The sequence below is a fragment of the Microcoleus sp. S13C4 genome (assembly GCF_036700865.1).
In the GTDB taxonomy this organism is placed as follows: domain Bacteria; phylum Cyanobacteriota; class Cyanobacteriia; order Cyanobacteriales; family Microcoleaceae; genus Microcoleus.
Genome location: NZ_JAUBPS010000065.1, coordinates 1 through 24,742 on the forward strand (window position 1 = coordinate 1; position 24,742 = coordinate 24,742).

The following is a 24,742-nucleotide window of genomic DNA, read 5'->3' on the forward strand; positions in this document are numbered from 1 at the left end:
TACTGCTAAACATTTCAGGCTTTGCTACTTCAAGTCATTTTGTCTTATATTTACAAAACTTTACGTCATGTCCTATTGAGAGGGTCGAGGGGAACATTACTATTCCACCCCTCCCGTCCGAAACCGTGCTTGCCAGTTTCCCGGCACACGGCTACTCAATGTGCTTCCATTTTGTCAATATGGGACTTCAAGCTGCCATCATTGGCAGTTTTATCATCGTGGCAATGACGATGTAATAATTGGAGATTTTGCCATTCCTTCTTACCTCCACAGGAAATGGGTTTAATATGGTCAATTTCCAATAAATCGCCTTCTTGAAAATGCAAATTACACCAAGCACATTTACCCTGTTGTTGTTTGAGAAGCTTCGCTTTCGTAGTAGGCATCTCAGGGTGTTTGCTTAGTCTTAAACTCCAGTAAATTAAGTCACCATCAAAAGGACTTTTATCACCGCGAACTTTAACATAATCGTTCACACTGGAGTGAAATTCGATATGTGTTAGTAACCGTAAAGGATTACTTTCTGACCTAGTGGTGAATACCCAATGGTTATCGCCTATGGTGTGCCAGTATTTTTGATGACCTAAATTAATGCTCCCAGTCTGTCTTTTAGCCCATCTTCTCAGCCGAAGATAAGTAATCCTATCTAAGTAGGAGAAGTCCCCAGTAGTTCCAGCATCTGAGACTCTATAATATGAAGTCCATCCCCTGATAATAGGGTTAAGGTTTTTAATTAGTTCTGCTTGAGAACGTGACCTGTGTTTTGTGATGATACTTTTCATCTCATGTTTATGAGCCTCAATTGCCTTTTTAGAAGGGGTAATGAGGGTGATGAAACCAAGTTTTTTACCTTGACTATTTTTATTGTCTCGGTATTTTCCCACTTTTATCTGTTGAATATGATGTCCCAAAAAATCAAATCCTGGTTGACCATCTTCACTTAAATGGGAGTATAGCGTATGTGCTATTCGCGTCTTTTCTGGTTTCAATTCTAAGCCAATACCTTTGAGCCAATCTTTGATTAATTCCTCACACCTCTTAATGACCGTTAAGGATTCATTAACAACCACAAAATCGTCGGCGTACCTAATACAGGTTACGCCAGATATTTCGCAGCCAAATTTGCTTTTAGCCCCTCTAATTTTCCCGGCTGAATTGACAGGAAACTCTTGGTTTATCAGGCTTTCTAATCCATGTAAGGCGATGGATGCCAATAATGGCGAAATTACACCGCCTTGTGGTGTTCCAGCCGTGGTAGCTGCAAATTTTCCTGAATCTATCACTCCCGATTTGAGCCAAGCTTTGATTTGTTGCCTGACTGAACCGTTCATGTTTAATTTCAGAAGTAATGCTTCCTGATCTATTCGGTCAAAACATTGCGAGATATCTGCATCTAAAACAAACTTAGATTTTGATACTATGCAGTTTTTGATGTGTTTGATAGCATCATGGCATGACCTACCGGGTCGAAAACCGTAGCTTGATGGCTCAAAACGAGCCTCCCATTCCGGTTCAAGGGTAGCTTTCACTACCGCTTGTAAGGCACGGTCAAAAATAGTGGGTATCGAGAGCGGTCTAAATTCGGTTTTCCCTGATTTTGGTATCCATATCCTCCGTGTAGGTTTGGATTTACCGTTAATGAATAGACCTTTCACCAAGTCAAGACGTGCTGCTGGGGATAGTGATTGAATCCCATCCACTCCTGCGGTCTTTTTTCCCTGGTTGTCTTGTGTTACCCTTCTTACCGCTAATGCCCTATTAGACCAAGACCTCATTAGGGTTTTCTGGAGTTTGCGAACTCGTTGAATATCACCACAACGTGAAGCGGCATAGATGCGTTTTTGCAACTTAAAAACATATCGCTCGACTTGTCGCCAGTTGATAGTCTTCCATCCCTCAGTATTCAATGTTGAATCTGATTTAGGCTTATTCATTGCTATTTACACCCCTATATACAGACACATTGCGGGTTACGTCTGCTTATCCCGGACATTACTCCATCCCTTTTCAGGCTTTGACCGTTATTTCGGTCTAGGCTTTTGCTTTTTAACCCATCCCTCCCAAATAAAGCTTTTAGCTTGACTGCTTACCTACATATCGACCACTATAGGAACTATAATTTGGGTTATTTCGTTCCTGATATCCATTGTTTTGAGTCTTTAGAGGGTGTCTATCCACCGGGGGTCTAGGAGGTACGCTGTTTCGGTTGCAAGATCCTAACAGTCCAAACCCCATGCCAGTTATTTCCAGCCCAAGGTGTGTCCGAAACACAAGCTTATATCCCTTGGTGAGATCTGACGATGGCTCAACAACACTTCGTTTACTCTCCCCATAAACTCTTGCTTGCAGTTGGTGCTTTCAGCAATTACCACCATTAACCGCTTTCATCCCCGCTTTACAGATTTGATAGTCAGTCTTTTCCGTAGGGGCTACCATTACTGGTAGTTTATGTGCTTTTAACCCCGCACCAGGGCAGTAAGAATTGGTTCTTTGAGAACCTCACTTACATGGATATCAAGTTGTCATTAGTAGAGGATTAAAGTGCGGACTCAGCCCCATAAGGGTTACTCTACTAAAGCCTGGAATCCCCCCAAGAAATGGGTTTCTCCAGAACGAATCGCACTTGCGCGTATCTCGGCTATACCCCAAAGGTGCGTCCAGGTTTTGAGTTGAGTGACCAAACGAAAAGATACGCTTGCTGTAATTCAATCCAGATGCAACAACTTGACTATTAATTCAATTCAGATGCAGCAACTTGACTATTAATTCAATCCAGATGCAGCAACTTGACTATTAAATCAATTCACTTTTTGTTAAAAGGGCTAAAAAATTAGCTAATTGTTGCGTCAGCTAAAGTCAGGCAAGTGCAGTATAAAGTCAGGGGTTTGCAGTATAAAGTCAGGCAAGTGCAGGTAAAGTGCAGGGGCTGCACTTTACCTGTATTTACCTGAAAATACCCTGCAAACGCCTGACTTTTTCGGTCAAATTACTGCTTTTTTGTGCTGTTCGTGTCTTGACCTGTTGAGGTTGGTTATGACTATTCTCAATCGGTAGCAAGCAATGGTTTTGTGATCACAAACCCTGATTAATGCGTGTAGACGAAAAATAATGCACCTTTATGAATGGGACATCCTAAGTGCAAGGTGATCGCGTTAGGCTGGCTATCGGACGAACGATTCCCTCGTGATCATCGACATCAGCCGGCTGCTTCGCTTGCAAACAGGATAGCGGGCGCGCGAAAGCTCTTGGCGTCCGCCACCGATGCCAAACTGCACCAACTGGCTTGTGTCGTGGGATGCCCTGCTCCATCGTAAAGGCGGCGAACCTGTACACCAACTGGCTCGCTCCTGGCTTCAATATCCACTCACGCGAACGTAAGTACAGTTCTATCAAAGCCCAAACTGCCAAGAGCCAAACTTTCTCGCCTTGGCTGCCCAGAGTGTGCGTGAGCTAACTTCAATTTCCAACTTTTCTCATCGCAGTCTTGCAAAAACCCTAAATTGGTAAAAAGTGCTCAAATTCGACTCTTGTACGTACATTTGACATGGCTTGCTACGCAACTGGCGCGCTAATTACGAGGATTTAGGAGGATTTACAAGGGTCTAAAACACAAAAAATCGTGTTAAAAGCAACAATTCTTTACAAAAACTAATAAGCATTTATACTTAAAATGAGGCTAAAAGTAGGAAATAGGAGGTGTAATGAGTAAAAAATGTGCTGTTTTCTCCTCTTTTTTCCTCCTTATTTTTGGCTAAAAATTTTGAACCAGTCAGAGCGACTTTTCTGCATTAGTTTGGTCAAGGTGCAGTCGGATTGATAGAGTCAATGGGGAGCTTGCGTCAAAGCGGCTTGCAGGTTTATTCGGACATTCGATTGACATCCTCCCACCACTGATTCGGAATACTGAGTCCATGCTGCATCACCGATCGATTTGCAAGAGTGTCTATTCTTGACCATATTACGAACCATCAAGTCCTCATACGCCACCAAATCAGTTAGGGTCGAGGGGAGTATTACTACTCCACCCCTCCCATCCGAAACCGTGCTTGCGACTGTCGGGCAAGAGAGCATACGTCACCGTATCTCCTCCCCTCAGAACCGTACTTGCTACTCGTCGCATCATACGGCCGGGGCCTTTGCCTTCACAGAACGTTTACCACTATGTACCGTCTTATGGCAAATTTTATGTAGGTGTTGAAGATTGTCGATTTCATCTGTTCCACCTTTTACCAGAGGTACTATGTGGTGTGTTTCTAGAGCTTCTCCATTGTGTAGATTTTCCCCACAGATTGGACACAACCAGTTCTGGTTTTGGGCTATTTTGTAATATTTAGATCCAGGCTCCCAAATGGTTTTACCGACAGAAGAGCGATTTACTTCGTGATGCGACGATAAAACTTTGTAATTAGCAAACCCATCAACCTGACAAGCACGATGGACCGACCATAACAGGTGGAGACAGATCACCCCCATGTCTGGCAAGAAAATCTGCGATAATCAAAACCTTGAGGTTAATATAGACTCTAATAACCTTAGCAACAGCTCCTACGCGGAGCCAAAGCAACCGCAACGATCACATAAGTCATCTACAGAACCCCGGCTATGCCAAAGAAAATTCTACGAAGAATGCCCCAGTAGTGCAATCACAGATACGATCTATACGGCTGGAGTCACTGGTATGGATTTCTGGGAAATAAGCGAAACCAGTTTGAATGGCGGCAAAGATTTTTCCAAAGGTCGAGTTGAACTGCAAATCCGAGATCGCTTTGACCTAACAGACTTTGCTGAAATTGCCTATCAAGCCAAGGAAGTCATTGCCCAGAAATTCGGAGAAGAAATCCTCAAACTGCACTACGCACTGGCAATAATTGCCTTCCGCAAACCCGAAGCTTGGAGAGAAGAAATTACAGTATCAGCCTCTAAACTTCTAGATGACTTTGGTGAAGCTCAGAAAAGAAATCACTACATCCGCAAAGCCAACAGAAGTCAAGACAGCAAGCCTACCCAATACCTTTCCAAAACAGAAAAACTTCAGCAGATCAGCCATCAAGCGCAACTGCTCAGACGGATAGAAGTTTGTGTAAGAGAATGGCGATACAAGGAAAAAAACATCTTGTCAGTAAGAATGTCGCATCTGTGGGACATCTTTGAGATTCACGAGATTGTCCAGCCATCTTTGGACGGTAAAGACACCTTTATTGACGTTGAAATCACCTTCCGCCCTGGCTTATGGTTTAACAAGTTTGCTAATCACGCTTATTTGCGGGAATTTGGTTACATCACCAGCGAAGCATTAAAACTAGACCCCTACCGGGAAAAACTGGCGCTCAGGCTAGCTTACTTTACCGTGTTTGCCCTGCAACAGCACAAAAGCGGTCGGTATCAAATAGAGACACTACTGACGCGCATCGGGTATGGCAAGGAGATAGTGGCAGCCAAGACAGACCGAGTTGCAGCCTTACACCTCAAACGCAGCTTCGATCGAGGACTGAAAACACTGGGGAACTTTGAGTCCCCATACCGTTTTGACTACGATCCCGATGTTCCAGACTGGGTGCATCCAGATCGCAAAGTCAAAAAGCCCAATCACTGGTTTGAAACCTGGCTGCAACTTAACGGGACTTTACGCCAGCCAGAAGCGCTGCCTAAACGCCTGAAACCAGAACCAGAACAACCGCAACAGGCAAAAAAAACTCGTTGCAAGCGGAAGTCAGCTCAACCAACACCCAATTTGGCCGAACCTATAGCTTTTGGTCAACAGGTAAGGGAAGCTCGGAAAGCTATGGGAGAAAGCTTAAGAGTGATGGCAAAGAGGGTAGAGATTTCACCATCCCAACTATCCCAGATAGAAAACGGGTGCTATCCGCGTACCCTCAAACCTAGCTTGAAGACCAAGATATTGGAGCATCTGGGCTTAACTGACGAGTAACTAGCCACTCACAAAAATCTCGCATCTCACAAAACCTCCTCGAAATACAGGGGGTTTTGTTTTCATGCCCTACCTCAGACCAACCCCAGACTGTTCACGAACTTGTAAACAGCAAAAATTTTGCCAAAATTGGCTTCAAATCAATATCTGATTAGGCTTACAGCGCGTAAACATTTCGTGTTCATTCGGGATCGTTTCGTGTTCATTCGGGATCGTTTCGTGTTCATTCGGGATCGTTTAAATTTTAAAAGCCTTACCCCGTATGGCTTTCATCCTCTAAAATTGTCCTGATTAGTTTGAGTAGTTTGAGAGAGCATCACGAACCACAGCAGCCGAGTCTGACAGGCTGAGAGTTGGTCAAAATCCTGCAAAACGCAAAACGTGACACGAGAAAATTGTCAGAAGCGCTGGAACGCTCGCCGTCAAACCAAGCGCACGGGAAGTGTCCATAGCTTCACTGAAATCAAAGAAGCACCCCTGTGCAGACGAAAAGCCCACTCAACTCCACCTAGCCGACAAAGGCTCACACCCCTACCTTCCACCAACACCGGGGGTGTCCAATGACATCACCCATCTCCCCCCTGTCCGAATGGCTGGCTTCAGGCGTAGACCCCGACCTCATCGCCCTCAACGTCCAAACCCTCTCAGGCGACACCCCGTACCAATACCTCCTGTACGAAATCAACGCCGCCTCCGGCAGAGTCCACCCCGACGCACAATGGCGGTGGGCCAGAAAGCACTACAGCCACATCGAACACGGCGGCTGGTGGTGCTCAAGCCTTGACCCCCTCAACAACTGGCAGCCCATGTATTGGGGCTGCTTCAAACCCCACCAGCCCCGAAATACCTTTGACCCCAAAGGCAAAATCAAACCCGTCAAATACGAACACCCCCCCAAAAGCCCCACCAGAGCCTTCTTCCTGCAAGTCCCAGACCACATCTGGGCAAAAGTCGCAGCACGCTACGGTGTCCCCATCGACAACTCAGACAAACAACTTGGCTTCTGGCAATGGGTGTGGGACAACAACATCCCCGTCCAAATCGTCGAAGGCGCAAAAAAAGCCGGATGCCTACTCACACTGGGCTACGCCGCCATCGCCCTCCCCGGTGTCACCGGCGGTGTCAGAACCAAAACCCCTCAAGGGGAAAAATGCGACCCCTACCTCATCCCCGAACTCCAACACTTCGCCACCCCAGGGCGGGAAATCTACATCTGCTTTGACCGCGACAGCAAACGCCAAACCATCCAGAACGTCAACCGGGAAATTGGCAAACTCGGTCGCCTGTTCACAGCCGCTAATTGCCCCGTCAAAGTCATCAACCTGCCAGGGCCAGAAAAAGGCGTTGACGATTTCGTGGTATCGAAGGGCTCAGATGCCTTCAGCGCCCTCAAAAATGAAGCGCAAGGCTTCCAATTCTGGCTTGATAGGGAATCATGGCTTTTAACCTATCCCGCCTCTTTAAAGCTAAATTCTCGCTATCTGGGAAAACTCCCCTATCCAGAGTCCGGGTTAGCCTGCATCAAAGCCCCTAAAGGCACCGGCAAAACCCAAGCCCTGACCAACTTAGTCTCACAATCCCTTTCCACAGGCGATCGCCGCGTGCTGATAATTACCCATAGGATTCAACTGGGCAGGGCTATCTGTGCCAGCTTAGGAATCAACTACATCGACGAAACTAGGGACTCAGCCTTTGGTAAACTGTTCGGATACGGCTTGTGCATAGACAGCCTCCACCCCCTATCTCAAGCTAAATTCAATCCTGAAGACTGGTTCGGTGCGATCGTCATCATCGATGAGTGCGAACAAGTCATCTGGCACGCCTTAAACAGTTCAACTTGCCGCGAAAACCGAGTCACCATCTTGCAAACTCTGCAAGAACTCATCCACAACGTCTTGACAAGTGGTGGCTTAGTTGTTGCCCAAGATGCAGATTTATCGGATTACAGCATAGACTACTTAATAGCGATAGCAGGTATCCCTATTTCGCCTTGGGTTGTTGTTAACGAGTGGCAGCCAAAACGAGGGCGAGATGTGACGTTTTTTGCCACTTCTAATCCGGCTTCGCTGTATGTGCAAATGGAGCAAATTCTGTCTCAAGAAGTCACTTGTTGTGACCTTGAAAGCCGTGCCGAATGCTGTCCTATAAGCTTAAAATGTGCCCAATTTTGTGGTAACAATCCTGCTGAATGTAGTTCGGAAAGCCATGTCAAATGTTCTCCTGTAATCCGGGGTGAATATGGGTTTAAAAGCCGTGCCAATTTTTGCCCTATAACCTGTGCTGAATATGGCTTTAACACTCGTGCCAAATGCTCTCCTATAACCTGTACTAAATATGGCTCTAAAAGCCCTATTGAATATTGTCAGAAAACCTCAGATCGATATCCTGTGAAATGCGCTAAATATGACAGTAAAATCTGTGCTAAATATGGTCAAACAACCTCCGATCAATATCCTGTAAAATGCGCTAAATATGACAGTAGAATCTGTGCTAAATATGGTCAAACAACCTCTGGTGAATGTCCTGTAAAACCTGCTCAATGTGACTGTAAAAGCCATCCTGAATATTATCAGATAACCTCTGGTGAATGTCCTATTGTAAAAGGCCCTGAATGTGACTGTAAAAGCCATCCTGAATATTATCAGAAAACCTCTGGTGAATGTCCTATTGTAAAATTCACTGAATGTGACTCTAAATGCTTTGCTACATATGTTTCGGAAAACCCTAGTGAATATGACTGTAAAAACCCTGCTAAGTGTGATTGTGAAACAACCGCAAAATGTAGCCCAATAAACTTTACTGAATGTAACTTAAAAACACCTACTGAATCTCACCCTATAGAGCGATATCGACCGCGCATTATGGTTGTAGAAGACTCACAAAAAGTTACAGGGAATTGGTCTTGTCGCAACCTTGAAACCCAACTGCAAAAACGCTTTCCTCATCAGCGAATTCTCAGGATTGATAGCGAATCAGTATCAGATCCAAATCATCCCGCTTACGGTTGCATTGACCAACTAAATACGCTCATACAAAACTATGATATCATCATCGCTAGTCCCACAATTGGCACAGGAGTTAGCATTGACCTTCGCCATCATTTTACAGCGGTTTTCGGCATTTTTAAAGGAGCAATTGCTGTCAATGACGCTTTGCAAGCACTATCGCGAGTTCGAGATGAAACTGTGCCTTGGTTTGTCTGGACTGCGCCCTTTGGTGTGGGCAAAATTGGCAATGGCAGTTCGAGTTACCAAGCAATTCTAAAATCTCAAAAAAAAGTCATCACAACCAATCTAAAATTGTTGCAAGGCGTGGATTTTGACATTGATGAAGCTTACGACCCAATTCACTTGCGGACTTGGGCTAAAATGGGGGCGAGAATTAATGCTGGGATGTGGAACTACAGGGAGGCAGTTTGGGAAGCTTTAAAGGCTGAAGGGCATTCTGTTTCGCTCTGTCGAGAGAATCAATTACAACAAGAACTCAAAGTTTTGCTGTTACGACAGCTTGCAGCAAACAATGCTCAAAATTGGGATTTATTGGAAGAACTAGAGTCGCAAGACCGCAAATTAAAGTCGGAGTTAGATAGCCGGGAAACGGTAGCAGCTTGCATCCGTGCAGAAGCGACATCTATTAAGGAAGAGAATAAAATGTTAGAAGCGCAGGCTGTTAATAATGCTTCTGACATTACTCTTTCTAAATACTTAGAATTGAAGGACAAACGGGCTAAGACTCGTGATGAACTAAACCAGCAGCGTAAGTATCAATTACAAGAGACTTATGGAGTGCCCCTCACGCCTGAACTTAAGTTGAAGGATGATGCTGGCTGGCTGCCTCAAATTCGCTTACATTACTATTTAATTTATGACCCGGAGTTGGTCAGATTTCGAGATAAAAATCACTTGGCGGGGCATCTGGAAAGGGGGCAAGGAAAGGTGTGTCCTCAAGATTTGCGTTTGCTGACGGCAAGTGTGGAAGCTTTGAAGGCGTTGGGGATAAAGTCATTGTTTAATGTTAATCGAGAGTACCGAGGGACTGACGCGGATGTGATAGCTTTTGCGGAGCGAGTGAAGCAGTGCAGTGTTGATATTAAGGATTTTCTGGGTATTAGTGTCAGTCCTCAGATGACACCAATGGAAGTGGTGCAGTATATTTTAAGGGGTAAGCTGGGCTTTACTTTGCGGCGGGTTCGCCAAGAAAGGTCAGAGGAACAAGATGCTTTAGGTAGGCAGAAGCGCATTAGGGTTTACCAGTTTGAGTTTCCCCAGGATGGCAGGGAGGCGATTTTTGAGGTTTGGCAGCAGCGGGATAAAGAGGCAGTGTCGGCGGAAGGTGCACGAGAGTGTTTAGAAGGGGTTTCTAGTGGCACAGGGTCGGATAATAATATGGGGATATCAAAGGGTGTGTTTTCTCAGGATTTCCCTCAACAAAATAATGAGGTGGGAACTGTTGGCACAGGGTCGGATAATAATATAGGGATATCTGAGGTTGTGCCTCCCCTTGGTTTTCCTCAACAAAATAATGAGGTGGGAACTGTCGGCACAGGGTCGGATAATAATATAGGGATGTCAGAGGGTGTGTTTTCTCAGGATTTGCCTCAACAAAATAATGAGGTGGGAACTGCTGGCACAGGGTCGGATAATAATATAAAGATATCAGAGGGTGTGTCGCCTCTGGATGAGGAAGGGGCTCACACTACTCAAGTGTTTGGAGTGGAAGCTGCACCCGCAGAGACATTAACAACAGAAGGGATGGGAGTTGCAGCTTCATATCAGGCGATAGAACCCGAAAATCACGCTATTCCCACTTATGAGGCAAAAGTACCCCAAATGGCACCGTCTGAGCTGAAAGTTGGCTCGGTGGTGAGGTTCTGCGGTGAGGTTCAGAAATATGTCGTTAGAGCTGTTGCAGGGGCTCAGGTAATGGTGAAATCCCTGTTTTCGGGGCAATTCGTCAACACTTACGCACACCGCTTAGAGCTTGCAGAAGGGGGGACAGGTTGACACTCTACTGACTTTTGATATACAAATCTCTTAATTCTTTAAAAGATTTGAATGCTTCTAAGCTGCTGATGTAATAGGCGACTTGAAAACTGTTGGTCAAAGATTAAAAGTATTTTACGTCAAATCAGTGCCAGAACTTATCCTGATGCGAGTTAAAGCTCTTGAATTTGCATTGGCTCAAGTCTCTAAAAATGAGATTAGGAACTGGTTTACTCATTGCTGTTATTGTACCTCACGCTTACTAGGAAACGCTATAGTAGCAGGAACGTTTAAGGGAAAATCCTTTGGCGGTGTTTACCGATATACACGCACGTATCTGAAAGAGAATGGACAGTGGCGAATTATTGCAGCCCAAGCAATGGCGATCGCTTCATAGATGTAGCGACCTACAGTGGCCCAATCGTAATCCCTAACTTTAGAGCCGGATTATTGGCCCATCGCTCTGCTACGTGAGTATAAATAGAAGTCGTCCTGGGGTCTTTATGCCCCAACAAGTCCTGCACTTGCCGCAGTTCCGCCCCCGCCCGCAGCGCCAGCGTTCCCGCCGTATGTCTCAAACTGTGGGTCGATATTGTGCGCCCCGGCGAATGTTTCAGCCCTGCTTCCTTTAAATAGCCGTCCACAACTTTCCGTATCCCCCGGCGGCTGATCCTCCGCCCACCTGCCCGGTATCCCACAGCTACAAACAGCGGGCTAGAGGGCGCAAGCACTTCAATCGCTTTTCTCGCTTCCAAGTAATTCATCAGAGCGATCGCAATGTCCGGCGTTAGCGGCACAATCCTAATGCTTCCCTTCCCCTCCACCCGAATCCCCAAATTATTGCCCTGCTGTACCAAATCAGCAATATTAGCCCGGTGCATCTCCACCGTGCGCGGCCCCTCCAGAGCCATAATCGCCAGCAGCGCCTTGTCCCGCAGCGCCTTCACGCTGCCGTCGCTCTTAATCGCCGCCAGCAACTTCTCGACTTCCGACTTTTCTAGGTAAGTCACCTTCTCAGCAGCATCTCGCTTTTCCCTCGGTGGTTTGATGCTGAGGGCAGGGTTGGTCAAAATTAGCCCCTTCTCCACGGCTGCATCATAGAAGCGCCTGACTACCGATAATTTTAGGGCTACTGTTGCCGGCTTCAATGAACGATCGTCCACTAAAAAGCGACGGTAGCGCTTGATATCTTCTTTGGTTGCACTGGTCGGGTTGATTTGGGGGCTGGCGCAATCGCACCAGGATAGGAACAGTCGCAACTGGCGACGGTAGGTATCGGCGGTATCCTGTGCTGCGTCCCCCGCAGCGACATCAAGAGCGAGGAATTCGGTCCAGGTCTCTAGGAGGCTAGAAACCGTAACCAAGGAGTTGAGGCTGGAGGGATTGGCGAGCATAGCGAATTTAATTCATCGCGCAATTAACCCATTAAACCCTGAATAGTTCCCATAATTACCATTATGGGAATTATTACCAGGCAACAGCGATCGCTGTTGCCCTAACTTCACTGTTCGGTCGTGGGCTGATAAATTTGACGCAACTCTATCCAGCCGTAGATAGACGGGAAAAGGCGGCGGTCAGCCTCGTCGTCAATATCAGAATGGTGGGGGAAATTCTCAGGGTGTCCGTGAATTTTGAGAATTCCCATGCGGCGCTTGGCAGCTTCACAGAGGAAGGGTATGGGATATTAGTTGACCACCTCACTTGATCAGGAGTACGAAGGGAACAGTATTCGTAAGGTACTGGCACAATTTTGTGGATTAACAAGCGATGCGTGCCATTTCCAACAAGGCGACCGCAAAGTGCAATAGCAACAGCTTCTTGACCGTCGCCAGGGAACAAATGCGCTTTTAGTTGCTCTAATTGGGCGGCTGTCAAATTTAGAGATGTTTTCATGATTTAGCCCTTGGTCATACCAAATCCGGGTTAGTTACCCCCTTTATCGTCGGGAGTAAAGAAACTTGCGCTCGCGATCGTCCAATAAAAAGAACTTTTATAGTTGAAAGGAAGAAGAGAAAATTGTCTAAAATTCAATAAAGCTTGCTAATTGACGAGCAGCAAAAAAGTTTCTCTGTCCACTTGCGAGCGTGTGAAATGAATAGATAGCAATTATGAAGTTAGTAGAAGCGGAAAATTATCAGTTATCCTGTGGCTAAAATTTCTGGCTCTGGCCACCAATGATAAAAGGTAAGATTTTTGATTCTCTCTGTCATGGTCGTCGCTAAAATTTGACAGCCTTGATGAGGCGAGCACTTCTTCTCGCATCATCAAGGCTGTCAAAACTTTTATTAACTTTCAGTTCATCGGCAAGACACCACAGCCTTTCTGCTGGCTGAAGTTCAGGAGAATAAGGCGGCAAATACTCAAGAAAGATTCCTTCTGGAAAAACCACTTTTTCACTCGTATGCCAGCGCGCCCTGTCAACTACTAAGCTGCGTAGCAGCTTATCAGCATACGGCAGCACTGCGATCGCGGTGGAACGCTATGCCAAGCGCGACATTGCTTCAGTTGCCTCACTCGCCAGCTATGGGATAAACTTACTCTAAAGACTTAAAGGTATAATACGTTTAAGTGTTTAACCAATGACCGCAAGCCTTGCCGACGAGCACTCGTTACTCAAAAGAGCAATCGCCCCGGTCGATCGTTGGGTCTAACCAGCCAGACAAAATACCTCAGACTTTAACTGCCAATCTGCGGCTGACCTCAGAATTACCCATAAACTGTTAAACGTATTAGACGTTTAATATATTAGGTTTTTAACACTTAAGCTCATAAAACTGTTAAGCTAAACAATGATTAGACCTTAATAGGATTTTATGTTGAAGGTCGCTATTTTCAATTTCAAGGGCGGTACCGGGAAAAGTACCACAGTTTTAAACTTAGGAGCTTGCCTCGCTGCAAGTAAGTGCCGCGTCCTGCTACTCGACTTGGATGGGCAGCGCACCCTTAGTTTTGGATTAGGCCAAGACGGTCAGCAGCCGACAGCTTTAGATTGGCTTCAGGGAGATAACGTAGAGCCATTAAATACAGAGGTAAAAAATCTGTGGCTGATTCCGGGGGATTTGGGACTGTTCCAGTTGCAGTCACCTCATGATTTATTCACTCCAGCCCTCTCTAAGCTGAAGGGGTTTGATGTGTGCCTGATGGACTGTTCGCCTGGGCTTTCCTCTGTTTCGGTACAAGCTCTCTTGGCGTGCGATCGCGTGTTGATTCCGACTCTGTGCGAACCGGCTGCCCTCAAAGGGTTGTCGGAAGCAGTGGAATTAATTCGAGGGGAGCAAACAGGAGTGCCAATTGAGGTGTTACGGACTCGCTATAAGTCGCGCCTGCTGTTAACCCAGGAAGCGGACAGTTTACTGGTTGAGGCTTCTGTGGAACTGGACTATCGGCTGCTGCATACGGTGATTCCTGACAACATTGCTGTGGCAGAATCCATTGCTCAGCAAAAGCCTGTCACCGCCTATGCTGCCAAGTCCTCCGGTGCTTCATCTTATCGGTTTTTGGCTAAAGAGTGCAAAAAATTGTGGAGGTTGTCGTGAACAAACCCAAGAGTAAGATGGGGGGGATGGGAAAGCTGAGCCAGTTTTCCGGAATTAAGCAGTCACCAGCACCAGTAGATATTGAAGCTGATAGGGAACCCGCTCAAGACCCTCCGGTTGAAGCTGCGACTCTGGCTAATTCCAAGGAGAAACTGGTTGCGGTCAATTTCAAAATTACTCGCAACCAGCAGAAATGGTTAGCAGATACAGCCAGACTTGTTAGGGACAACAACGTCCAAGCTGTGCCACCAGCAGAACGAGTATATCCTCAGCATTTGATGGGTGTAGCGATTTCTCTGTTACAACAGGCTGATGTGGACTGGAGCCAAATCAAGAATGTTGAGCAGTTGCGTAAACAGTTAAACCTATTAGACCTTTAGATAATAAAGGGTATAAAGTATTAGTGAAGTGTGGGCTACGGTAGTGCTGCCTGCTGCATAACTCCTGTCGCAGCGGGAAATATATTTTGGTGAAAAGAGACAACCTCTTGCGCTTTACTGTCCTTTTCTTCCCCCGTCTGAATCTAGGCGAGGGCTTTTTATTTGAGAGTTTTTGTCTCACAGGGTGATAACGTCAACATACCTTTGAAGCTGGTTTAAGCTGCGATGACTAGACATCCTCTAGATCACCCGCAAGGGAATGCCAGGGTTACTTATCAGTGTCAGGGCCGTCAGCCGGAAGCTGTGGGTGAAAACGCCCTTGATGTCGATGAGATCGTAGGCTGTCCTCAAAATTTTATCGGCTGAGTCAGGGTGAATGCGTTTCCAGTCTGAATTTGGTGTATGTTTTAGCCTATACCTACAACAAAACTGGTGCTTGAGAACGCTCGCGAGTACCAACCCAAGCAGAAGTCACAGTGAAACAGCCCGACCAAGACATATTTAGTACCCTAAATCCAGCGTATAGTGGGAATCCGGTCTTTGCCAGACACGAGACTTTTCATCCCCGGTTTGGCTGGCTCAAAAAGGGTTTTGATGCAGCCACACAAGATCCAGAAGTATTAGTCCATGAGTTTTATTCCCCGCTTCTCATATAGTCACGATCTGGTGAGGCATTTGGGAGTCATCGAGGGTGCGCGGGCTGTCATCGAGGTGTTACCACTGCCACCCGATACCACTCTACGCCTGCGCCACGATGCTTTGCAAAGAAGTACGCGCAGCTCGACTCAAATTGAGGGTAATCCCTTGGATGAAGCGGCGGTGCGACGGGCGATCGCTCGGAGTGATCGCACGGGAAGTGATGCCGAACAAGAAGTCCGCAATTATTGGCGGGCGCTTGACCGCGTTGAGGAATTTGCCGAAGCACAAACCCCGATTACACAAGCATTTATCAAAGAACTACACCGCATTGTCATCGTGCGCGGTCGCGGACGGCGGGGTAGCAAAAGCGAGTATCGCATCACAGAATGTCCGGTGGTGGATACAGTCACGCGGGCGATCGATTACGGGCCACCTGAACCGGGGGACGTACCTGTGCTGATGGGGGAATTAGTCGATTGGCTATCTTCAACAGCCGCCGCCGAATTGTCAGCCCCTATCCGTGCGGCTATCCTCACCCACCGCTTTCTCAGCATCCACCCATTTAATGACGGGAACGGTCGCACGGGACGGCTGTTGGCTACTGCTGAACTGTGGCGTTCCGGCTACCGAATGCGGGGTTTTTTCTCGTTTGACGAGTATTTTAATGCCGATCGCGATCGCTATTACCGTTCGTTGCAGATGGGGCTGCCGGTGAACTTCTACGAAGGTCGTCACGACCCTGACCACACGCCCTGGTTGCTTTATTTTGTTGAGACGATGGCCCGTGCAGCCGATGAACTGCAACTCAAAGCCAAATCTCTCTATCAAGGTGCTGCTCCTGACGCACCCCCCTGGGAAGAACTGTCGCGTCGCTCTCAACAGCTCCTCACCCGACTTTTGGCAAGGGTTTTGGATGGAGTGGAAAATCCCTTTGCGATCGGCGTTTCAGATATTGCATCTTGGTTTGGGATTTCGGACAAGACTGCCCGCGAATGGCTGCAAGAGTGGACTGAAGGTGGTTTGATCTATCCGGTTTTGGTGGGTTCTGGGGCAAGAGTCCGCAGTTACGCACTAGCCGAGGAGTGGATCTCTGCTTGCTTCAAAATAAGGGAATCAGTTTGGGAAAATAGCGGAAGTTAATTTGGGCATTTTGCCCCTAATTCCAGGTAGTCGTTACGAATTTGCAAGGGTTTTAGCTGTTATGACCCAAAAAATAACGGAAGTAGGTTCGGAAAAATAACGCCTATTTAACCGGTGGTCGGCGGTGCGAGCACGAATGGCTGTAATGATATGATGGCGGAATGGCAATCAATACTGCTCGGTTAAGCAATTTCGTGGGTATGATATGTCCGCTAAAGATATCTTTCACAATGCTGTTCGTTCAGCTTTAGAAAAAGAGGGATGGATCGGCGTTGCTTAATCAGGGTATGAAAAAAATAAATTGAAAATCCCGAAGTTTTCTGGATACTGGTTTCTCTGACTTGCATATTTAGCCCTTCATACCTTAAATCAGCAACGCCGATGGATCATCACTCACGATCCTCTTTTTATCAAGGTAGAGGAACTTGATTTTTTTATCGACTTAGCAGGGGAGAAAATTTTAGCAGCAGAGAAAGATGGCTTCAAGATTGCTGTAGAGATTAAATCTTTTATTGGTGCATCTGATTTAGCCAGCTTTTATATAGCTTTGGGTCAATTTCTCAGCTATCGTTCTGCCCTGAGAAAAAAGCAACCGAACAGAATTTTGTATTTAGCAATAAACCAAGATGTGTATAATGATTTTTTCAGCAATCGTTTTATTCAAGAATTAATCGCTGAGCATCAGCTCAAATTACTCATTTTTGATGCTATTCAAGAGGGGATACTTTTATGGAAAGAGTAAACTACAGAGAATTAATTCAAACAATTCTGTCTCAACACTCAAGGAATGACTTGGATACTGAAACAGAAGTTCAATTACTTTTTGATACCGAACGGGAGCATTATCATGTGGTTCATTTGGGCTGGGACGAGCAAAAACGGGTTTACGGCTGTGTGATTCACGTTGATATAAAAGATGGTAAATTTTGGATTCAGAGGGATAGAACGGAAGCAGGAATAGCGAATGAGTTAGTAGCCGCCGGAGTTCCCAAGGAAGATATTGTTTTAGCTTTTAAAGCCCCTTACGTGCGTCAATTTACTGAGTTTGCAGTGGGGTAATTGGGATACGGAGGATTTACATTTTCATCAAAAATAAAGTATTTAGTTTTGTCACGCGAGCGGAACTTACGCTCATAAACCGGGTTGATCTGAAAATCCTGTGTTTGGAGATGTCGAGGAATAGCACTGGGGAAGAAATTCATAATCCGGGTTAGCTACCCCCTTTATCATCGGCAGAAAGAAACTCACTTTCTGCTCGCGCAGAATAATTTGCGCGCTCGTTATTTTTCCCTCAGCAAGATTGTCAGCTTCCCGCTATCTTGGCAACAAGCCAAGACTTCTGGCTCATAAAATACGCAAAAAGATCATAATTTTAGTTAAGAGAGTGAAAATAACGATCGCATGGTTACGGGCGAGATTGAAGGACGGGAAAATGCCCCTACATTATACCAATTCCATAAAATAGTGCTACAGTTGATAGATGTACTTTTTGTAAATTAGCACTGAAATATAAGGAGGAAAAATGTCAGTCCTGTGTCAAGATTGAGATTCGGGAAACAGCAGAAGAACTGAAAGCTCTTCTGGGTCAACAGAAAGATGCTGTGTGCCACGAAAAACTGCAAGCTCTGTATTGGCTCAAAACCCAAACGGCAGATAGCGTATTGTCTGTGGCGGTGCGGCGCACGGTAAACATCGTACCACAATACAAAGATGGTTGTCTAGTTATTGATCGGGAGGCATCGCAGAATTATTATACCAAAAACCTCGCTCGGGAAGACCAAGAATCATGACAGCCGAAACTGTAGATAGATTATCAAAGGAATTGCTCGCTCCCGAAGGATTCAGTAGTTACCAAGAAGTACATCAATGGCTGACAACCTGCTGCGAAGTAAAAGTGGCATATCGGACAGTACATCAATGGACAAAATATCGCCTAAAAGGAAAACTAAAAGTGCCACGTCCCGTGAGTGAAAAACAGAAACTAGGGGCAGTAGAAGAATTAAAAAAAAACTCTCATTTCTTATCAAAGCCTGTCTGAGTAAGAGTGATAGCTTTTTAAAACCGCGGAAAAATTTCCGATATGGGAGTCAAGATGAAAGTCGGATGGGGCTGCATACAATTCAAAGAAGGAAGTTAACAGGTTATGGAATAAAACCGCAAGGAAAAGTACAATGGAACTTTACTTATTTGTGGCTTTATGGGGCAGTAGAACCGCTAACAGGAGCCAGCTTATTTTATGAATTTACACATTTAGATACAGTGTGCTTCGAGAAGTTTTTAGAGCTATTTGCCAATGAGTATCCGGAGGATTTACATATAATTCAAGTAGATAATGGAGGATTTCATAACTCTTTAAATCTCAGCCTACCAGAAAATGTTATTTTACTGTTTCAACCCGCATACAGTCCGGAAGTAAACCCCATAGAAAGACTGTGGGGATACGTAAAAGAACAATTGAAATGGTTGAGATTTGACCAAAGAGAAGAGTTGAGAGCAGCGGTGCAAAAAGAGTTAAATAAGTTGACTAAAGAAGTTATTGCTTCTTTGACGGGATGGAAATTTATTTTAGAGGCTCTATCTGTAGCAGGACTTTAGGAAAGTGGTATTACGGGATAAGGCAAAACAGTGGTGGTATTTTCTGGATGACCCCTCGGTGCCTCCTGATAATAATTTAGCAGAACGTTCCCTACGGCTAGCTGTCACGAAACGGAAAGTTTCTGGTGGCTCTCGTTCTATGAAACGATTTGAGGAAACGGCTGATCTATTGAGTGTGATTCAAACCTGTCGTTTTCAAGCTCGTTCAGTAATGGCTTTTTTCCGTGAGGCTATTTCTGCCCATTCTTGTGACTTGGCTATGCCTGAGCTCGTTCCCTTCTTTCAGACCTGAATCCTTACGATTTAACAGAGCAATATTTGGGGTAATAAAAGGAGCATTATCTCTGATTTACTAAGCTATATCAGCCTCCATACTCCCTTGACCTCAAAAATCAACTTCACCCATTTGACTGGTATTTCTTGTCAGGTTGCTTCGCCTTTGTCTCATTTGCCTTACTTTTTAACTGCTCAGCAATTTTTTAACATTAGCCGCGTTTTGGGCTGTGTCTTGGACTGTATTCTTTTTGCCGCCGTTGGGGTTTTTACTTGAGTCCATTGCTTTTGTCTCCAGATCCTTAATTTGGAAAATTTACTACTTAAAAGACGCGTCAAACAGGAATTGTTGAAGAAATTTTTGTGTTTACGAGGTTTTTGAATCCTTGACCCGAAAAAGTCATTCCCTCCCACAAAAAAGAAAGCGATTGCCTCTTTATCCTCAAACTTTACCCACCGCGATCGCACTATGCTTCTCCTTGAGAAAAGAACTTTCGGCAAGCTTAGGCTGAGAACGGATCTGTAGTTAGGCGATGTAATTTCGGATCACCTCTCTCGTCGTCTTCAAGAAACTAGCGATCGCATCCAAATGCTCATTAGTTTTGTTCAATTGACAACTTTTGATATCTTGTACGCTTACATCGAACTTAGAACCATCCTTATCATTTTGGTGAAACGAGTATCCCCAAACAATGCCGTTGTTAAAGACCTTACCGTTTTCCAACTGAACAACGTAATTGGCAAACTTAGTATTAGCGATCCCTCCGAATTTCCCCGTGGTCTGATCAAAGGGAATGCCAAATTCGCGAGGTGTGTCAATCAGCCAGCATTTTGTTGGCGACAGAAATCGTGTATATCGACCTTGATAATACTGGGAATGATTTCCAACTAGAATATTATCTTTACTGTACAGGCAAGGATTCATATTGATGGAATTATCATTCGGATCTTGCCGATTGTCCACATTCCACTTCTGAGGATTGGTGTGTGGAAATAATTTGTTTTGCGGGAATATGAGTTGAATCAGACCAATTTTTTCCGTTTGCTTTCCGCTCCTTTCGTATTCCATGTTGAAGTCCGCTCCATAATGAAGAGCTGCATTATTCTCAAAACGGTTTTCTGGAGGAGCTGCATAGGGGTACAACTCTAATTTAAATTTTTCATGTTTGAATGTTTGTTTTGGCTGATAGTTACCCATGATATATCTTCTCCTTCAATAGTGTATTTACACACCTTACTGTACTGAACTGAAAACAATCACTAAAAAATTGTTTTTGTTTGACATTATTAAGACGTTTTCAGAGAAACATTTCTGAATTTTTTGAGTCAGAAGCGTTTTTTTCTAACTGGCACAGAAATAGTAAAGATACTGCGGTAGATACTAACTTAATTTCAGTTTTCCAAGAAAAGGCAAAATCCCGCACCGCTCGCGCGCTCCTTCTCTACTTCCTCCATCGCATCTGAAACTACCGCCTCCCCTCCTATCGCTTTAACTCCCCTATTCCCAAGGGACATTCCGCCTATTCCCGACTTTGTTGCAGTCGGTGGAACAGATTTATCCCTATCCGTTTCCTCCTCCCCGATAAAATATCCCCTCAACTCCTCTTGCAAAATCTTCCGCGCCTGGGAAATCCGCTTGCAGACATTCTGGTAGGAAATCTTTTGCTTTTTGGCTATTTCTGGATAAGATAATTCTTGATGAAAGTGCAAAATAAACGTCTCGCGCAGCCTTGTCGGTAAGTTATCAATAGCGCCGCAAATCACATTTTTTTTCTCGTCCGTCTCCAAGGTACTTTCGGGCGTTCCATCTGGGGAAACCAGTCCTTTCTCCTCAATAGAGGTGTACACTTCTATATTCTCAACTCTTTTTGCGTTGCGATCGCGTTCTCGATAAATGTCCACGCACAAATTGCGTGTCAGCTTCGTCAGCCAAGCTTTAAAATTAACAATCTTTCCCGCAAACTTTTGCACCTTTTCCCACGCTTTAAGCATCGCCCGTGAAAGCGCATCTTCAGCATCGGTTAGGTTGCCCATCCACTTAATGCAGCAACGGTAAAGATACTCTCGATACTGCTGCCAGTGCTGCCAAAATATTCGGCGCATATCTGATGGATAATTGTCGGAGTCGCCCCGCTGTGTATTGGTAGCACCTTGAGAATCTAATTTCATACGTGAAAGTAATTAATGACCGACCGAAAAAATTACGCTTTGGATATAAAGGCATTAAATCTGCAGCAGAAATTGCTGCACGAGTCAGTCCCGCATTCAAGCTGATTTAACAAAGCGATGAATGCTGGTACACAACGGCGGCACTCGTTAATCATTTGAGTAGACAACTTCTGCTGACGGGGTGACAAGCAAGTTGAAAGAAATACGCTTACAAGGGTTTGAGTTGATCTACCTCCAAAAAATTATGTGCGTGCGATGCCTGCGGACTTCGGCGTGAGCGCTCAGTCGAACGCTGGCTACGCCGAAGCGACTTTTTCGTGAGTCAATAACGGAGAATCAGGAGCAGCGGCGATCGCTACTATCCTAATTCTCAATAAGCCCAGGAATAATCGCTGCCCAGCATGAGGGAAGTTCAGGAGGGTAAACGCTTTATCCCATAAAGGTTTCAGAGGTATTGTCACCCCGTAAGCCAAAATCCTCTAGGGAAGCTTTGGATAAAAAGTTTTCCCATCGAGCTGTTGCGACATGGCCGCCCGATTGATGAGACATAGCTTGGGTAGTAGACATACAAACAACATATTCTGTGACTTGTATGTTATAAAGGTAAAGGACAAGCTAGTAATGTGTCAAGCAAGGAGATGCCCGACTGTGTAAAGAAATGTTAACAACGCAAGCAAAAGGCTTTGCGACAACTAGCCACTTTAGGCGAACATAAATAAACCCTATGCCAGCTTAGGAGTCCTGCTTATGCTGAAAAGCATAGAAATCAAGAGGTCAGGCGGGTGGGCTTTTTTTACTTTAATTATGTAGGCCTACTTACTTGTATGCACCAAACGCTGCGGGGCAGCAGATGGTCTAAGTTTTAAAATTGTGTATAGCGGTTATTAGGCAGATGAGGTAGATTTTTGAAGCTAAAAACCTTACCCTTAAAGGAATTCAACAATACCTCCTCTACCTGAGAAAGGCTATAGATAAGATACACAACAATCGCCTTTAATGGGTTTAGATACTCAGAGTAAGGCATAAAAATGAGTCATACAGGGCTTTTACTATAGTGGTATCCCAAGAAAAAAAGCAAAGATTTTCTGAACTGCTCAAGTACATTCGGGGGCTAGAAGGCGTTAAAAAATTTGCCGCTCGCTTAGGAATCAAGCTGCCCACCTACAGTGCTTGGGAAACGGCGCGAGCATTTCCGAGCGATCCGGTATGGGAATTGCTCTTACCACAGTTATGCCAAATGTCAGGTTTAGCCCCTGAGTTGATAGAGGCGTATTTACGCGGAGATTGGGAATTAACAGATTTAGAAGCGGGGTTAGAAGGTGATGAGTTGCGACCCAGAACGCGGTCAATTATGACCTTTGCAAAATTCAGAGCTTGGTTACGGACGCTTTCTTTAATCGAAACGATCCAAGTGTTGCAGGATGCAGCGAAGTGGGCCGATTTACTCGCATTGCAGGGAGGCTCAAACTTGCGTGATTCTGCTGATAGGGGCAAATCTCCCGATGCTAAGGCTGACCCACCAAAGGCAAAGGCGAAGAGCAACTCGCAGCTTCTACACTTTGAAGTCAATCCATCTGATAAAGAAGCTTTGGTCAAAATTATTTGCCAACTTGCCGAGGATTTGTCTCTTGAAAGTCTGGTGCGCGTTGATAACCGACTGCGTGACCTTATATTATTCAATCTTCAAGAATTAGGGTTGCTTCAAATGCGGGAATACCAAAGCAATACTTTTTATTTATTAATGGAGGAATATCGTGTCAAAAATAGCTTGAGTTATGAGCAGTTTGAGGAGCGCATTCTGCGGGAAGGGAAAGAAGCTGGTTTAGAGGCAACAAGAATTGCCAAAATTATTAGAGGTCAGTTACTTCCAGATAACCGAGAGTTGCTGTGGATTGGCATTTTTATTCGCAAGCCTGATGGAAACCTTTATGACCATGAAGAGTTAATAGCTTTGCGAGATGGGCCTACACTGCCGGATTCAGAAGGTTTAGACGCTTCCGATGTGGATACACACTTTTCTCATCGGTTGGCAGAAGATGAGCCCTTCCATGAACCCAGTGTTGAAAGTTGTAAGTACAACGGCAAATAAAACAAAAAAAAGGGTGCTGCCATGTCGAAGTTTTATGAGGATAACAACAATGAAAATCTTTCTGTGGAAACAGAATTTAAACAAGCTTCTCAGTCGGTTGTTTGTTCGGCTATTTACAAATTTTTAGCAGAGGACATTCAAAACATTTTAGAGGAGGTTCAGATTGATTTAAAAAGAGATACAAAAACCCTGCGTTTTAATTGCCCATCGGCAACGATTGCGGCTCGTTTATTTAAAAAAATCAATATTCTTTCTTTAGCCATTTATGGATTAAAAGAAAGCCTGGGACTTGATTTTATCCCTAAGTTAGAAATTTTTTGCATCGACCAGCAATTTATCCCCCAGCTTAACCCACAAAAATTATTAAAGGATAGCTTTATGACAAGCTTTAATGAGAATCAACAGCTTTCCAATCTGATTGGGGAACTTGATTTAGATTTGAACGAACTTTACCGCACCCCGCATCCGGTTTATATTACCCAGATGTCTGACCAAAAAGTGTTATTTGCTAATCAGATAGCTCTGCTTTCTAATAACCGCTCTGCCAGCGATATGGTGGGTAAAGAAGCGACTCCGCTTTGGGATGATGAGGTGCTTGCTCAACTGATGCAGCTCCTAGAAAGCGACAAAGAATTGTGGCAGTATAGCTACCCTGGTTATCGTTGGGCGCGACAAGAAAGTTCTCCAATTTGGCGGCGCGAGCGCTATATGTTTGTCGCTAATTATAAATTAGTGGAATTTTTGGGTTCACTTTGCCGATTTTGTGTGATTACGTCGGCTGAAAAAATCCAACCTCAAGCGGTTTAACCGGGAGCATCCCGAATTTGCAAAAAGCAAAATTATTAAAGGGTCAGGGCAACTTTTGGCGATCGGAACCAATGGCGAAGGGTTCGCGCGTCGAACTCACATTGTCCTGGCTGAGGTTGTCCTTTTCACTCACGAAGTCCATCCTTGTTCCTTCAAGTGAGCGATCGCAATACTCCTTGCCTGCGCGCCTTATACCAAATCCG

General features: G+C 45.1%; 22 protein-coding genes and 2 pseudogenes. 17 read left to right on the forward strand and 7 right to left on the reverse strand.

The window, feature by feature from the left end; all coding sequences use genetic code 11:
- Window positions 1–155: 155 nt before the first annotated feature.
- Window positions 156–1,934: a group II intron reverse transcriptase/maturase gene (ltrA, locus tag QT996_RS22470; RefSeq protein ID WP_333049069.1), complete on the reverse strand. Its 1,779-nt coding sequence runs from the start codon at window positions 1,932–1,934 to the stop codon at window positions 156–158.
- 2,185 nt (window positions 1,935–4,119) lie between these two features.
- Window positions 4,120–4,473, reverse strand: a complete 354-nt coding sequence (locus tag QT996_RS22475; protein WP_333049115.1) for an HNH endonuclease signature motif containing protein — start codon at window positions 4,471–4,473, stop codon at window positions 4,120–4,122.
- A gap of 205 nt (window positions 4,474–4,678) precedes the next feature.
- Between QT996_RS22475 and QT996_RS22480 the strand changes: the two genes are divergently transcribed.
- From QT996_RS22480 to QT996_RS22490, 3 genes are all read left to right on the forward strand, one after another.
- Window positions 4,679–5,929 (forward strand): helix-turn-helix domain-containing protein, encoded by a 1,251-nt coding sequence (locus QT996_RS22480; protein ID WP_106334386.1) that lies wholly within the window; start codon window positions 4,679–4,681, stop codon window positions 5,927–5,929.
- A gap of 560 nt (window positions 5,930–6,489) precedes the next feature.
- Window positions 6,490–10,932, forward strand: a complete 4,443-nt coding sequence (locus tag QT996_RS22485) for a plasmid replication protein, CyRepA1 family (protein WP_333049071.1) — start codon at window positions 6,490–6,492, stop codon at window positions 10,930–10,932.
- Window positions 10,933–11,014: 82 nt separating this feature from the next.
- Window positions 11,015–11,308 carry a hypothetical protein gene (locus QT996_RS22490; RefSeq protein ID WP_333049072.1) on the forward strand — a complete coding sequence of 98 codons (294 nt, stop codon included), beginning with the start codon at window positions 11,015–11,017 and terminating at the stop codon, window positions 11,306–11,308.
- Between the two features lie 10 nt (window positions 11,309–11,318).
- Here the strand turns inward: QT996_RS22490 and QT996_RS22495 are convergent, their stop codons facing one another.
- The 3 genes and pseudogenes from QT996_RS22495 to QT996_RS22505 form a co-directional block, all read right to left on the reverse strand.
- Window positions 11,319–12,305 (reverse strand): tyrosine-type recombinase/integrase, encoded by a 987-nt coding sequence (locus QT996_RS22495; protein WP_333049074.1) that lies wholly within the window; start codon window positions 12,303–12,305, stop codon window positions 11,319–11,321.
- Window positions 12,306–12,412: 107 nt separating this feature from the next.
- On the reverse strand, window positions 12,413–12,556 hold the full coding sequence (locus QT996_RS22500; RefSeq protein ID WP_333049077.1) for a hypothetical protein: 144 nt from the start codon (window positions 12,554–12,556) through the stop codon (window positions 12,413–12,415).
- Between the two features lie 573 nt (window positions 12,557–13,129).
- A pseudogene (locus QT996_RS22505) lies at window positions 13,130–13,339 on the reverse strand (transposase); the annotation flags it as partial.
- Window positions 13,340–13,724: 385 nt separating this feature from the next.
- Between QT996_RS22505 and QT996_RS22510 the strand changes: the two are divergent.
- From QT996_RS22510 to QT996_RS22560, 12 genes and pseudogenes are all read left to right on the forward strand, one after another.
- Entirely contained in the window at window positions 13,725–14,447 is a 723-nt protein-coding gene (locus tag QT996_RS22510) for a ParA family protein (RefSeq protein WP_015179842.1), read from the forward strand.
- Window positions 14,444–14,827, forward strand: a complete 384-nt coding sequence (locus QT996_RS22515; protein ID WP_333049081.1) for a hypothetical protein — start codon at window positions 14,444–14,446, stop codon at window positions 14,825–14,827. Before QT996_RS22510 ends, QT996_RS22515 begins: the two co-directional genes overlap by 4 nt.
- A gap of 225 nt (window positions 14,828–15,052) precedes the next feature.
- Entirely contained in the window at window positions 15,053–15,193 is a 141-nt protein-coding gene (locus QT996_RS22520; protein ID WP_333049082.1) for a hypothetical protein, read from the forward strand.
- A gap of 110 nt (window positions 15,194–15,303) precedes the next feature.
- Window positions 15,304–15,483 (forward strand): DUF4007 family protein, encoded by a 180-nt coding sequence (locus QT996_RS22525; RefSeq protein ID WP_333049083.1) that lies wholly within the window; start codon window positions 15,304–15,306, stop codon window positions 15,481–15,483.
- A complete protein-coding gene (locus tag QT996_RS22530) occupies window positions 15,455–16,606 on the forward strand; it encodes a Fic family protein (protein WP_333049085.1) in 1,152 nt (383 codons plus the stop codon). The genes QT996_RS22525 and QT996_RS22530 overlap by 29 nt, the downstream gene beginning before the upstream one ends.
- 205 nt (window positions 16,607–16,811) lie before the next feature.
- Window positions 16,812–16,886, forward strand: a complete 75-nt coding sequence (locus tag QT996_RS28720) for an element excision factor XisH family protein (protein ID WP_445304586.1) — start codon at window positions 16,812–16,814, stop codon at window positions 16,884–16,886.
- Between the two features lie 108 nt (window positions 16,887–16,994).
- The gene (locus QT996_RS22535; RefSeq protein WP_333049118.1) at window positions 16,995–17,348 is read left to right on the forward strand and encodes an element excision factor XisH family protein; all 354 of its coding nucleotides are present in this window, start codon (window positions 16,995–16,997) and stop codon (window positions 17,346–17,348) included.
- The gene (locus QT996_RS22540; RefSeq protein ID WP_106332496.1) at window positions 17,336–17,665 is read left to right on the forward strand and encodes a XisI protein; all 330 of its coding nucleotides are present in this window, start codon (window positions 17,336–17,338) and stop codon (window positions 17,663–17,665) included. Before QT996_RS22535 ends, QT996_RS22540 begins: the two co-directional genes overlap by 13 nt.
- 542 nt (window positions 17,666–18,207) lie before the next feature.
- Window positions 18,208–18,396 (forward strand): hypothetical protein, encoded by a 189-nt coding sequence (locus tag QT996_RS22545; RefSeq protein ID WP_333049087.1) that lies wholly within the window; start codon window positions 18,208–18,210, stop codon window positions 18,394–18,396.
- On the forward strand, window positions 18,393–18,644 hold the full coding sequence (locus QT996_RS22550; protein WP_333049088.1) for a hypothetical protein: 252 nt from the start codon (window positions 18,393–18,395) through the stop codon (window positions 18,642–18,644). The genes QT996_RS22545 and QT996_RS22550 overlap by 4 nt, the downstream gene beginning before the upstream one ends.
- Window positions 18,641–19,201, forward strand: coding sequence for an IS630 family transposase (locus tag QT996_RS22555; protein WP_333049120.1), 561 nt, complete (start codon window positions 18,641–18,643; stop codon window positions 19,199–19,201). The genes QT996_RS22550 and QT996_RS22555 overlap by 4 nt, the downstream gene beginning before the upstream one ends.
- Window positions 19,202–19,211: 10 nt before the next feature.
- Window positions 19,212–19,493 (forward strand): annotated as a pseudogene (locus QT996_RS22560) (IS66 family transposase); the annotation flags it as partial.
- A 507-nt stretch (window positions 19,494–20,000) separates the two neighbouring features.
- Here the strand turns inward: QT996_RS22560 and QT996_RS22565 are convergent.
- Window positions 20,001–20,672, reverse strand: a complete 672-nt coding sequence (locus QT996_RS22565) for a hypothetical protein (protein WP_333049089.1) — start codon at window positions 20,670–20,672, stop codon at window positions 20,001–20,003.
- A 194-nt stretch (window positions 20,673–20,866) separates the two neighbouring features.
- Window positions 20,867–21,643 (reverse strand): sigma-70 family RNA polymerase sigma factor, encoded by a 777-nt coding sequence (locus QT996_RS22570; RefSeq protein ID WP_333049090.1) that lies wholly within the window; start codon window positions 21,641–21,643, stop codon window positions 20,867–20,869.
- Window positions 21,644–22,697: 1,054 nt separating this feature from the next.
- Here QT996_RS22570 and QT996_RS22575 point away from each other — a divergent pair.
- Window positions 22,698–23,732 (forward strand): hypothetical protein, encoded by a 1,035-nt coding sequence (locus QT996_RS22575; RefSeq protein WP_333049093.1) that lies wholly within the window; start codon window positions 22,698–22,700, stop codon window positions 23,730–23,732.
- Window positions 23,733–23,795: 63 nt separating this feature from the next.
- Window positions 23,796–24,539, forward strand: a complete 744-nt coding sequence (locus QT996_RS22580; RefSeq protein ID WP_333049094.1) for a hypothetical protein — start codon at window positions 23,796–23,798, stop codon at window positions 24,537–24,539.
- The last annotated feature ends 203 nt before the right edge of the window (window positions 24,540–24,742 follow it).

What these genes read in the sequence shown, in the direction of transcription:
- ltrA (WP_333049069.1), bottom strand. Translation starts at nt 1,934, where the DNA reads ATGAATAAGCCTAAATCAGATTCAACATTGAATACTGAGGGATGGAAG.
- QT996_RS22475 (WP_333049115.1), bottom strand. Translation starts at nt 4,473, where the DNA reads ATGGGGGTGATCTGTCTCCACCTGTTATGGTCGGTCCATCGTGCTTGT.
- QT996_RS22480 (WP_106334386.1), top strand. Translation starts at nt 4,679, where the DNA reads ATGGATTTCTGGGAAATAAGCGAAACCAGTTTGAATGGCGGCAAAGAT.
- QT996_RS22485 (WP_333049071.1), top strand. Translation starts at nt 6,490, where the DNA reads ATGACATCACCCATCTCCCCCCTGTCCGAATGGCTGGCTTCAGGCGTA.
- QT996_RS22495 (WP_333049074.1), bottom strand. Translation starts at nt 12,305, where the DNA reads ATGCTCGCCAATCCCTCCAGCCTCAACTCCTTGGTTACGGTTTCTAGC.
- QT996_RS22500 (WP_333049077.1), bottom strand. Translation starts at nt 12,556, where the DNA reads ATGGGAATTCTCAAAATTCACGGACACCCTGAGAATTTCCCCCACCAT.
- QT996_RS22510 (WP_015179842.1), top strand. Translation starts at nt 13,725, where the DNA reads ATGTTGAAGGTCGCTATTTTCAATTTCAAGGGCGGTACCGGGAAAAGT.
- QT996_RS22520 (WP_333049082.1), top strand. Translation starts at nt 15,053, where the DNA reads ATGACTAGACATCCTCTAGATCACCCGCAAGGGAATGCCAGGGTTACT.
- QT996_RS22530 (WP_333049085.1), top strand. Translation starts at nt 15,455, where the DNA reads ATGAGTTTTATTCCCCGCTTCTCATATAGTCACGATCTGGTGAGGCAT.
- QT996_RS22540 (WP_106332496.1), top strand. Translation starts at nt 17,336, where the DNA reads ATGGAAAGAGTAAACTACAGAGAATTAATTCAAACAATTCTGTCTCAA.
- QT996_RS22550 (WP_333049088.1), top strand. Translation starts at nt 18,393, where the DNA reads ATGACAGCCGAAACTGTAGATAGATTATCAAAGGAATTGCTCGCTCCC.
- QT996_RS22565 (WP_333049089.1), bottom strand. Translation starts at nt 20,672, where the DNA reads ATGGGTAACTATCAGCCAAAACAAACATTCAAACATGAAAAATTTAAA.
- QT996_RS22570 (WP_333049090.1), bottom strand. Translation starts at nt 21,643, where the DNA reads ATGAAATTAGATTCTCAAGGTGCTACCAATACACAGCGGGGCGACTCC.